The organism is Bradyrhizobium sp. CCBAU 45394, from assembly GCF_028128655.1.
Lineage (GTDB): Bacteria > Pseudomonadota > Alphaproteobacteria > Rhizobiales > Xanthobacteraceae > Bradyrhizobium > Bradyrhizobium diazoefficiens.
Genome location: NZ_LBIX01000122.1, coordinates 1 through 10,507, shown reverse-complemented (window position 1 = coordinate 10,507; position 10,507 = coordinate 1). Strand labels below are relative to the sequence as shown.

Genomic DNA, 10,507 nt, shown 5'->3' with positions numbered 1-10,507 from the left:
GCTCGATGTCATCGCCAATCAGGTCGACCGTCAGGCATGGCGGAAAGGACGGCTGCTCCTCAAACCTGAGATCGTTGCCAGTGGATTCGACGTGGTGAATGTAAAATCGTTTGAGGTTCATCACACTACCTTCTCGCGCCTAACAACCCGCGACCGCATCCAATCATCGACCTCATTCAGATTGGTGTAGTCGATGTTGTTGATTCGAGTTGGCTGCGGGAAATTGAGCAAGGGGTCGCGCTGCCAACGCCAAATGCACATCGCTGAGACGTTAAGGTAGCGGGCTAGCGCGGCGTTTCGCATCCACCTCGGTGGCGGTGGAGTCGGGTATTGGGGTGGAGGGGGAGTCCCGTTCCGATCAACCTTTGATATCTTTTGCAAAGTGTTAGCTCCGTTCTCTAACAACTAGGAGCTAACCTTAACCGGTACGCTCGTCCACGGACGTATGGGTTCATTACTCGTGCTCGAGATTGGCCGAGTTGATCACCCTCCTTTTTGCCGGACAGTAGAGCCAAAAAACCGATGCAGATTGGTTTTGATAAACATCGCAAGCGCAGGCTTTTTTAGGCTGCCCGTGTCCTTGCCGGTCGCAACCTCAAAAAGGAGCTTGCTGAGCTGCAAAAGAGGTTTGCCCTCGGTCACGGTAGGTGTCCCGCACTGCCCGTACATATGAATTAGTGCAGAAGCGTGCCGTACACTGATGTGCTTTCTAGCTTTGTCAGCTCGGCTGATTTCTGAGCCGCCGCCTCGTCGGTTTTCGATCTGATCGGCCGCTGCTTCGATCTCAGCCGCTACCTTGTCAAGATGGCGGTATTGTTTCGATGCAAAGTCCTTGTTCTCACGCGAAACAGCGCCGGAGATCAGATGTTTCTGAACCTCCCGAATTGTACTCGCACAGTGAACGAAGTTCCGCTTTTGCCGCACCGGAGTTGGGTCAATTTGCCGACCGTCTCGGATCTTGCGGATTGACGTGATTACCGCTGCTTGAAAACTATCGACGTTTACCGGCTGCGCGCGATCGAGCCGTAGTATGTTCATGGCCTCAGGCAGCCCTAAAGCAATGCGTTGGTCGAGACCGCCCGCGAGCCAAGCCGTTTTGGCGCGAGATCGTGGAGCGCTTCGGTGCACCGTGTGGCCTCTAAGGGCGCCCATTATTTTTCCATCTCATAGTCGACTGTTGCTGTTGGAGATCGAAATACCTACCAAGGAGCTGCCCGTGTCCTTGCTGCAAAGCAGCATAGATCTTCTAAAACTCGCTCTCCGACTTGACGTCTATGCAACATGTTGCGGGGTAGTCGTGATTGCAAGCCTCACGATTGTTTCTCGAGCCCCAGCGGCTCGACGTTGTTCGCTGGTCGGTCCTCAACCAAGCGCGCAATGTGGGCAGCCCATCTTTCCCAAGCAGCGCGTTTTTCATCGATGTATTGGGCGTAGTTGTAGTTGCCGGCTACTCCGGCCTTGTATCCGCTAATGTGATTGACCGCGGCCTCGACCACGTGTGGCATTATCTTTAGGTCGTTCATCCCTGTGACAAGCGTGCGTCTCAAATCATGGAGCCGCCAGGGCAATATCTTTACCTCGCTCGGATCGTGACCCGCGGCGATAGCTTGCCTCTGCGCGATGGCGAGCATCGCCGCGTCGAGCGCCTTCTTTGCTTTACTAAAGCCGCTGACCGGCGTGCTGCCGGTAGTGGTGAAGATGAGATTGTTGTTCGCAAACCCGCTGCGGACGCTCGCCAGGATGTCCCGGGCTAACGGCGCGAGTGCAACGATATGAGTCTCGTGGTTCTTAGTCCGCTCGCCGCCAATGATCCAAGTCTGGCCGTCGTCGCTCAATTCGGAGCGACGCATTCCCGAGACCTCCTTCAGGCGGCAGCCGGTTAGCAACAGCAGCCGGAATAATTGAGTGAACGGTTCGCTGACCTCCTCACAGGCCGCCCAGAACATAGCGATCTCAGCATTTGTTAGAACCCGCTTTCGCTTCTTCGGTGTTTCCGGTCTGGGGACACCGGTGCACGGGTTCAGCTTCAACCGACGTCTGTCCGTGAACCAGCCGAACATAGTCGACAAGGCGGCATATACAGACCGGGAGCGGCTCTCGCTGGCTCCTTTCTTACGCCGCTCTAGACCAGGTATTCCTTTTTCGCGTGTCTCCTCGATGACCGCGTAAATGTCGTCGCTGTTGATTTGGGTGATTGGTTTATCACGCCAGCGCTCCGCCAGCCCTTTGGGAATCGTCTCGAGCTGCTCCTCGTCGACTTTAGGCCTGAGCCCGAGCAGCCGAGCAGTATCGAGCCACCTTCGCGTTTTCCGCTTGGCATATTGTTCAATGATGTCTACTGCCGCGCCTCCGAACTTGTCAGAGGTCACGATTTCTCGCTTCGCCGCTATGTGGGACGCGCCGGGATCTCGCCCCAGCGATATCTCGTGCTTGAGCTCGGCAACGAGACGGTGAGCGGACCTTAGGGAGAGGTGGCCACCAATGGTGGGCTTGATGTCGATCTCAGACCCGTCGGCAGCATCATATACAGAGCCCAGGGTCAGCTTGGCAGGCCGACCTGAGCCTGGTCGGCGGTAGCGAAGCGCCCAACTTTTCCGTCCACTTGAGAACACTAACAGGTAGAGGCCACGGCAGCCGCCGTCGGGTATCTCTCGGCATCTGCCCTCGATTCCGCGGAACCTTGCAACGCTCGCGGCCGTCAGAGCCTTGGTCATTCCCCCTCCCAAAAGTAACGCAGAAGTAACGGCGGAAGGGATTTATACCCGGTTATATCTAGTTAGGCCATTCGATAACAATTGCTATAATGCTAACAAGTTCAGTCGCTTGTACGTTTTTTCATGTTAGGCCATGTTATGCCGAGTTAGGCCAGGCAGCTAACTGTGGAACAGGAGGTCGGTGGTTCGAGCCCACCCAACTGTACCAGTGCCAAAATTCTTGTGCAGTCCCACTCAAGCTGCTGACGCGACATGGTATTTCGAGCGTACTCTCTCAGAGTGCGTGGCGAATGCTGGGTCCGATGAATGTCGTCGTTGGTGCGTGTCGAACTGGATAGCGACAAGGACGAACCGCCAGAGTCGGAACTCGCCAGCGCGGTGCGCGCGGTCCTGTTCGCGACGGGACTAGAAGAGTTTCCATATGCCACTCACGGCGGGACGCTCTTTGTTGTGTCGTTTGCCAGTAAGTTGTTCGGAGTCACCTGTCGGCACGTTTTTGGCGATTTTCCACCCGAAGCGTTGCTGGTCACCCAAGATAGACATGGAAAAAAGGGCAGCCGGTTCGCTTCAATCCAGGGTATCAGGTATCCTTCAAGTCCTCGGCGGGAGGCGATTGGAACAGATATCATTGACCTTTGCGTGATCGAGTTCTCGCAAGAGATTGGTCAAGAATTTTTCCACGGCACTGCGTTTCCCTTAGACGTGCACCGTATCGGTACCTCCCGTCCAGGTAACGAGCTTGTCGTGATAGGGATGCTCAAAGATCCTACAGCTATCGACGGCCATGACATCTCGGTCAATTGGTGCCGTCTTGAGTTCACTGATGTGGGTATCTCAGCCGATCCTACACTTCGACGAGGGGTTGCCGGATATCATGAGCCATCGTTTCAAAATCTGACCGGAATCAGTGGCGCGCCCGTATTTGACCGAACTTCAAAGCGGCTCTGCGGCATGGTGGTCCGCGGAGGCATGGATGGAAGTCATCTGGCCGTCGTTCACTATATCGATATCTTCGATATCATGGCGCTGATTGAGGCGGTCGCCGCCGGTGATGATAGCAAGGACTACATCAAAACGGTGATAGACTGAGGCGATCTCACCCTCATCTTTTAGAATTACGGCGACAGCGCACTAAACTCCCAATCCTGAATTACGGTGACAGTGCACGAAACTCCACGAGATCAGGCGACTTCGGTTTAGTGCTGCCGGCGGCCACCGGTTAGTGAGCTTGGCGCCGAGCTCCTTCCTGAGTGAGGTTGACTACGCCTCGATTCTCAGGGACGGGGCTCTCCACTGCTACCAATATCCTCTCAACTGGCTACCGACCTCTCGCCTCTGGCTCCCGCGCAGCGGGCTGGAGCGCAGCGACTTAATTGGAAAATCTGCTTTTGCCATTTCATCGAACGGGACAGCAGTGCTGGCTTGAAGAGCGTCGCCGCCAGTCACATGTGATAAGGATCGGGGATCGTTGGCCCGACACAGTGGCAACGCACCCACCGGCCTCATTGAAGGTCGTGTGCGTCCAAATAAGAGCAAGCACGGGCTGCGTTCGACCACCGCTCGACGCAGTACCTCTACTCAAATGCAACGGCACGAGCCGTCGAGGGAGACCTTGGCGGTTTTTTGCGTGTGGCCAGATATGCGCAAAGAAAAACGGCCCCTTGGGGAAGGTCGGCCAGCCGAGGTTCTTGCACCTGGGTATGGAGATCGGCCGCGCCTTTCATGCCATTACGGTGACAGTGCACAAGACTCTCGACGCGGGGAGTGCCCCATCCGCAACGCTGCTCAAAGCCAGTTTTGTCCGCGGTCACCGTAGCTCCTCCGTTCGCGATGCGCTATCGGTAGCGAGCCAAGGACGTTCATTGACAAGCAAGCCGGAATTACGGTGACAGTGCACGAAACTGCACGACGTCAGGCGACTTCAGTTTAGTGCAGTGTCACCGTAATTCCGGTCACAGCGCCGCCGCGGTCCGGAAGAAGGCGTCGATCTGGGCATCGCTCCAGCCGTAAGCGGCGCCGATTGCCGCCGTCATTGGATGGCTGCGCTGAAACACCGTGGCGTTGGCATTTGCGGCCGCGACCAGCGCGTCGAGCACATCCCTCGAAAACATGGATTTCCCCCTCTCGAATGCGAAAGGCCGCCCGATAGGGGCGGCCTTTCATTGGACTCCGGGCATAAGGCCCGATCAGGAGTTGTTAACGCACTGCAAAACCGCGCACAGCCTCCGGTTGACACAATCACTGGTTAGGTGTCAGAATTTTCTCTCGCATTTGGAAAAACATTGACGATTTTGGAAGAACATTGCCGATGTCAAATTGCATTGACCAGAAACAGCAGCATCATTCCGGCGACAGCGATAACGACTGGCGCATTGTCACACTCTTCGTGATCTGCCTGCTCGCCTTCGCCGTCTGCCTCAAACTCGGCGAAAAGCTCTACTCGTCGAACGCCAATCTCAGAATTGCCGAGTGCAGCGCGATATATTGGAAGGGCCGCGCCGAAGGACGCCCCGAAAACTATTGCGCGCCGGGATGCTGCACGCCGCCGAGCGCCCCCTAGGAGCCTCCTCCCCGTCAATCTTCTCCGGTCACAGCGTCGCGGCGGCCCGAAAGAATGCGTCGATCAGGTCATCGCTCGAGCCATAGGCCGCGCCGATCGCCGCCGTCATTGGATGGCTGCGCTGAAACACCGTGGCGCCTGAGAGCAGCATCTCGGCGTTGAATTGCTGATCGGCCGGCATCGCGCTCACGATGGCCATTAGCGGCGCCGGGATGTCGCCCGTCTTGACCGCTGCCAACGCCTCGGCCGTCGTGATGATGTTCGATAGCGCGAGTTGCTGGAAGAACTGGCGGTCCGAAATGTTCTCCGGCAGCGGCGAAATCTCGGCCGGATCGCATTACGGTGACAGTGCACAAAACTCTCGACGCGGGGAGTGCCCCATCCGCAACGCTGCTCAAAGCCAGTTTTGTCCGCGGTCACCGTAGCTCCTCGGTTCGCAATGCGCTATCGGTAGCGAGCCAAGGACGTTCATGGACAAGCAAGCCGGGCGAAAAAGATCGTGAGTTTCTTCGAGCGTCTCAAGACAGCAGCATCCGTTGAGTGGCGGGCCTACACCGAGCATCCCTTCACGAACGGATTGGCAGACGGCTCGCTCCCCGAAGCGGCGTTTCGTCACTACCTCGTTCAGGACTACCTGTTCCTCATCGAGTTTGCTCGCGCCTACGCGCTCGCGGTCTACAAGTCGCCCAGACTTGCCGACATGCGTGAAGCCGCGGCCGGCCTTTCGGCCATCCTTGATGTCGAGATGAACCTGCATGTGAAGCTCTGCGCCGATTGGGGTCTGTCCCCGACAGACCTTGAACAGACCCCTCCGGCGGCCGAGATGCTGGCCTATACACGCTACGTGCTCGACGCGGGAATGCGCGGCGATCTGCTGGCGCTCAAGGTGGCGCTTGCCCCCTGCGTGATCGGGTACGCGGAGATCGCCACACGGCTCGCCGCGCGACCCGATGCGGACGCCGCGACGAACGCCTATCGCGTCTGGATCGCCGAGTACGCCGGCGCGCCGTACCAGGAGGTCGCTGCCAAGGCGCGGGCGCACATGGAGCATCTCGCCGATCTCTACGCCACGCCGGCCCGCGAGGCAGAGCTGATTGCGATCTTCAAGGAAGCCACCCGACTCGAGGCAGACTTCTGGGAGATGGCGTGGCGCGCGGGCCAGCTTGTTCAATAGCCCTTTCGGCAGTGAGGCTCATAACCTGAAGGTTATACAATTACGATGACGATGCTCCTCGATCTGTCGGGTCGAGCTTCCGTCACGATTCCTGAAAGCCTAACGGAAACCACGTCTGTCGGCGCGACCTACCTCACCCCCGCCACCATCATCACCACCACCGGCAACGTCACCGCCGCCAGCAGCGTGCCCAGCGCCACAGCCCCCGACACCGGGTTCACCAGCCGCTGATACTGAACCGCGAAGATGTACGCGTTCGCGCCGGTCGGCATTGCCGCGAACAGCACGACCACGCCGGCCGCGGTCGGCGGCAGGCCGAGCAGCTTGGCCAGCACGAACGCGGCCGCCGGCATCGCCAGCAGCTTGAGCGCGCTCATCACGACGACGCTCGACATCTCGCCCTTTACCTCGAAGCGGAACAGGTTGATGCCGAGCGCGATCAGCGCCGCCGGCGATCCCGCCTGCGCCAATAGCTCGATGGTCCGGTCGACGACGGGATTGAGGCCGAGGCCGGTGAAGCGCCAGACCACGCCAAAACCGATCGCCAGCATCAAGGGGTTGCGCGCGAGGTCCGCGAGCACGGGCTGGATCACCGAAAGCGCCGAGCCGGTCCGCTTGCGGCTGACGAGCTCCATCTGCAGGATGCCGCAGAGCCAGAGCAGCGGCGTGTTCACCGACAGGATCAGCGCCATCGGCCCTGCCGCCTCGTTGCCGAGCGCCGAGAGCGTCAGGGGAATGCCGAGCATCACGATGTTGCCGTAGACCGAGCCGATCGCGAACACGACGCCGTCCTCGCGGTCCTCGCGCCCCGCGCGCAGCAGGGCCGAGAGCGCCAGCGCCGCGATCCAGGTGACGGCGAGGGCGCCGTAATAGGCGCCCCACATCCGGTAGGGGCTGACGTCGGGGAATTCCGACACGACGATGGTGCGGAACAGGAGGGCAGGGATCGCGATGCTGAAGGCGAATTCGGAGATGCCCTTGTGCGCGGTCTCGGAGACGAAGCGAAACAGCACCGCGGCATAGCCTGATGCGATCAGGGCAAACACCGGCGCGACGATCAACACGGTGGCCATGCGCCCCCTCTCTTCACGGGGATATCAGCCGACCACCCCACGCACTCTCGATGATGCCATCATGCCCCTGTTTTGCCCGACGAGTCAAAACCGCTTCGTAAAATCCGCAGGAAGCGATTTCGCTGGGCATATCAAGGCCGCGGCTACTGTGCATGGGGTTGTTTTCGCGGTTTTTGTTTTGAGGGCGTCAGGGCCAGCAGTGGAAACCTGATCTCGTTAGTCCCGCCAAGGCGTTAGCCGGAGTCCTTCCCCTCCCACCGCCGTCATCCCCCGCGCAGGCGGGGGATCCAGTACGCCGCGGCTCCTCGGGGAACGTCAGGCGTCTCTGGAATACTGGGTCACCCGGTCAAGCCGGGTGACGACAGCGGAGGAGAAGGCCCGCCCTGTTGCCGAGAGCGCACACATCAGGGGTTTCGCCTCCGGCCTCGTTGCCAACGAACGGCGGTTCACCCACACTCCGCCCCGACCAGACATTTGGGGGGATCGATGCCCGCTTTTCACTTCAGGAAGTCCGCTCTTGCTGCCGCGTCGGGGCTTGCCCTGGCCGTCCTGGTCCACCCCGGCGCCGGCTTCGCCTACACGCAGGAGGAGCAGCAGGCCTGCACGCCGGATGCGATGCGGCTGTGCGGCGAGTTCGTGCCAAACGTCGACGCCATCACCGCCTGCATGATCCAGAAGAAGGCGCAGCTCTCGCCGCAGTGCAAAGTGTTCTTCCGCCAGGGACCCGAGCCGGGCCAGGCCCGCGCCGGCAAGCCGACCAACATCGCGCCCAAGACGGCGAAGAAGAGCACCAAGCCGGCGTCGAAAGTGGCCAGGAAGAAGAAATCCGAAGAAGGCTGAGCGCGACAGGCGCGTTCCTTTCCTGAAACTCATGCCTTGGCAAAAGCGCGAAGCGCGTCTTCGCGCTTGACGACATAGGCTCCGCGACAGCTACCGGACTCGTTTTGTTCGCGCGCCCTGCGCGCCTGCTTGCGGAAATTACCGCCACACGTGATCGAAAAGAGTCGCGAGACGGTTTGCGCGGCAAGGTTGCATTCCGGCTTTCCCCTTCTCGCTGCTCAAAAAAACCAACGATTGCGCGCATCGCAGGCTCTTGATTGCCGTTCGTGTCTTGTCGCGCGCAGCAGTGTGACTCAAAAGCCAACACGTCTTGTTATTTCGTGGCTGCAGAGCAACTCCCGGTAAATTTTTCTTTCCCGAATCAGCGCGGTGATTCATTTTCGGAGCCTGGGGTCAATCTGGAGGCCGAAGGTATGAACGTTATTGTTTTTGCATCGCGTAAAGGCGGCTCGGGCAAGAGTACCCTGGCCGCACATCTCGCCGCGCAGATCAAGGCGAGCAAACAGGTCATGCTCGTGGACGCGGATCCGCAGGGGTCGCTCACGCTGTGGCACAAGCTGCGGGGCACCAACGAACCGCCGATCAAATCGGCCGTGAACTCCGTCAGCGGCATCGTCTCCGCTGCCAAGCGCGACGGTTATGAATGGGTGTTGATCGACACGCCGCCGAACCTCTCGGCCGTCGTCGACGACGCGATCAAGAACGCAACCATGGTGGTCATTCCGGCGCGGCCTGGCGTGTTCGACGTCAACGCGGTGCAGGAAACCATTCAGATGTGCCGCGCGGCGCGCAAGCCCTACGCGGTCGTGCTCAACGGTGCTCCGGCCAAGCGCGACGAAGCCGAAAGCCCGATCGTCACCATCGCCCGCGAAGCGCTGGCGAAATTCCGTGCTCCGGTGTGGGGCGGTCAGATCACCAATCGTTCGGATTTGTTGATGGCGCTCAGCCACGGCGAAGGCGCGCGTGAGTATCAGGCCGAGAGCCGTGCGGCTCAGGAGATTGCAAGGCTGTGGGCGGCGATCGAGCGTTCGGTCAAGGCCATTCGCGGCACGGCGTCGGCATCCGGCGCAATGCACAAGCAGGCGGCATAATTTTCACAAATCATTCCCCGGACGAAAAACGCGCGGACGTCCGCGCGTTTTGCGTTTTGGGCCTCACCCTGTCATTCCGGGATGGCGCGCTAGCGCCAGACCCGAAATCTCGAGATCAACGCTACGCCACCATCAGCATGTAGAACACGATGACCGGCGACAGCGTCAGGATCACCGACCAGATGCCGGCGGCCCAGAGAATGTCCTCGGTGGTGAAGCTCTCCTCGGTGGTAAAGCTCTGTCGTGCGTCGTAATGCGACGCCATTTCATTCTGACTATTCACAAACGCCCCCGCGATTTCTTCGCTTATGGGCATCACGCTACGCGAGATGTTTTAAAATTCCGGGTTGCTGCGCCGCTCGCATTTTGAACGCATTTGTGACGCGGGTTTAACCATCCGCGCGCGTTCTCGTCAGCCGACGAGCCAGACCCGAAACAGCAGCACCGGCATCAGGCCGAGCATCACCGCCCAGAACCCGAACGACGAAACCACCAGGATTCCCCGCAAAAGATCGGCGGGCGCGAATTGCTGTGCGGCCGTAGGCCGGCTGCGATGTCCCATGGTCATTCCCCCTTTGGAAGGCTTTGGAGAAAAACGATAGGCGCCAGAGCGTAAACGAGACGTGGATGCGCCATGCGGCGGATGCGAAGCCGATTGGGGCGCGGTTAACCACGAGGTCTCTTACCCTCCCCCCTTGTGGGGGAGGGTGGCTCGCCGCGTAAGCGGCGAGACGGGTGAGGGGTTTCCCTCCCCACGGACAGTTTGCGCGCGGAGAGAAACCCCTCATCCGGCGCTTCGCGCCACCTTCTCCCACAAGGGGAGAAGGGAAGGCAGCGTGCACGAGGTGAGATTGCGTCGCGCTAAACCCACCCGCTATATTTGCGCCTGATCTCGTCGACCCGATTCCACTCCCGCGTCACGACCTCCTCGCTCAGGCCGATGTCGCGGCGCAGCCAGGCCGACGCCGGATATTTGTCGGCCCATGTGAAGCCGTACGGTGCGCCCCGACGGCGCGTATTACCAGTGGAGGAAGGATCCACCCAGAGAGTTGTCG

14 protein-coding genes are annotated in these 10,507 nt (G+C 59.7%); 6 read left to right on the top strand and 8 right to left on the bottom strand.

Annotated elements, in window-relative coordinates; all coding sequences use genetic code 11:
- Positions 1-190: hypothetical protein (locus WN73_RS12730; protein ID WP_271553070.1), on the top strand; the 190-nt coding region annotated here is incomplete at its 5' end.
- Between the two features lie 293 nt (positions 191-483).
- Here WN73_RS12730 and WN73_RS12725 read toward each other — a convergent pair.
- Positions 484-1,038 (bottom strand): hypothetical protein, encoded by a 555-nt coding sequence (locus tag WN73_RS12725; protein WP_271553068.1) that lies wholly within the window; start codon positions 1,036-1,038, stop codon positions 484-486.
- Between the two features lie 272 nt (positions 1,039-1,310).
- Positions 1,311-2,714, bottom strand: a complete 1,404-nt coding sequence (locus WN73_RS12720; RefSeq protein ID WP_271553066.1) for a tyrosine-type recombinase/integrase — start codon at positions 2,712-2,714, stop codon at positions 1,311-1,313.
- A 306-nt stretch (positions 2,715-3,020) separates the two neighbouring features.
- On the opposite strand from WN73_RS12720, the gene WN73_RS12715 reads away from it, so the two are divergent.
- The gene (locus WN73_RS12715; RefSeq protein ID WP_271553065.1) at positions 3,021-3,803 is read left to right on the top strand and encodes a hypothetical protein; all 783 of its coding nucleotides are present in this window, start codon (positions 3,021-3,023) and stop codon (positions 3,801-3,803) included.
- Positions 3,804-4,666: 863 nt separating this feature from the next.
- Here WN73_RS12715 and WN73_RS12710 read toward each other — a convergent pair.
- Positions 4,667-4,825, bottom strand: coding sequence for a hypothetical protein (locus WN73_RS12710; RefSeq protein ID WP_122975533.1), 159 nt, complete (start codon positions 4,823-4,825; stop codon positions 4,667-4,669).
- Positions 4,826-5,022: 197 nt separating this feature from the next.
- Between WN73_RS12710 and WN73_RS12705 the strand changes: the two genes are divergently transcribed.
- Positions 5,023-5,274 carry a hypothetical protein gene (locus WN73_RS12705; RefSeq protein ID WP_011090126.1) on the top strand — a complete coding sequence of 84 codons (252 nt, stop codon included), beginning with the start codon at positions 5,023-5,025 and terminating at the stop codon, positions 5,272-5,274.
- Between the two features lie 28 nt (positions 5,275-5,302).
- Here the strand turns inward: WN73_RS12705 and WN73_RS12700 are convergent, their stop codons facing one another.
- Complete coding sequence (locus WN73_RS12700; RefSeq protein ID WP_011090125.1) at positions 5,303-5,473, bottom strand: hypothetical protein; 171 nt, start codon at positions 5,471-5,473, stop codon at positions 5,303-5,305.
- A gap of 300 nt (positions 5,474-5,773) precedes the next feature.
- Here WN73_RS12700 and tenA point away from each other — a divergent pair, with 300 nt between their 5' ends.
- Positions 5,774-6,448: a thiaminase II gene (tenA, locus tag WN73_RS12695; protein ID WP_271553063.1), complete on the top strand. Its 675-nt coding sequence runs from the start codon at positions 5,774-5,776 to the stop codon at positions 6,446-6,448.
- A 128-nt stretch (positions 6,449-6,576) separates the two neighbouring features.
- On the opposite strand, the gene WN73_RS12690 is transcribed toward tenA, so the two are convergent.
- Positions 6,577-7,521, bottom strand: a complete 945-nt coding sequence (locus WN73_RS12690; protein ID WP_271553060.1) for an AEC family transporter — start codon at positions 7,519-7,521, stop codon at positions 6,577-6,579.
- Positions 7,522-8,007: 486 nt separating this feature from the next.
- On the opposite strand from WN73_RS12690, the gene WN73_RS12685 reads away from it, so the two are divergent.
- Both WN73_RS12685 and WN73_RS12680 read left to right on the top strand, forming a co-directional pair.
- Entirely contained in the window at positions 8,008-8,361 is a 354-nt protein-coding gene (locus WN73_RS12685) for a hypothetical protein (protein WP_271553058.1), read from the top strand.
- Positions 8,362-8,774: 413 nt separating this feature from the next.
- Entirely contained in the window at positions 8,775-9,452 is a 678-nt protein-coding gene (locus WN73_RS12680) for a ParA family protein (protein WP_027547672.1), read from the top strand.
- Positions 9,453-9,573: 121 nt separating this feature from the next.
- Here the strand turns inward: WN73_RS12680 and WN73_RS12675 are convergent, their stop codons facing one another.
- The 3 genes from WN73_RS12675 to WN73_RS12665 all read right to left on the bottom strand — a co-directional run.
- A complete protein-coding gene (locus tag WN73_RS12675; protein ID WP_028172834.1) occupies positions 9,574-9,768 on the bottom strand; it encodes a hypothetical protein in 195 nt (64 codons plus the stop codon).
- Positions 9,769-9,864: 96 nt separating this feature from the next.
- Positions 9,865-10,014: a hypothetical protein gene (locus tag WN73_RS12670; RefSeq protein ID WP_167771324.1), complete on the bottom strand. Its 150-nt coding sequence runs from the start codon at positions 10,012-10,014 to the stop codon at positions 9,865-9,867.
- Between the two features lie 299 nt (positions 10,015-10,313).
- On the bottom strand, positions 10,314-10,507 hold a 194-nt coding region (locus tag WN73_RS12665; RefSeq protein ID WP_271553055.1), incomplete at its 5' end, for a hypothetical protein.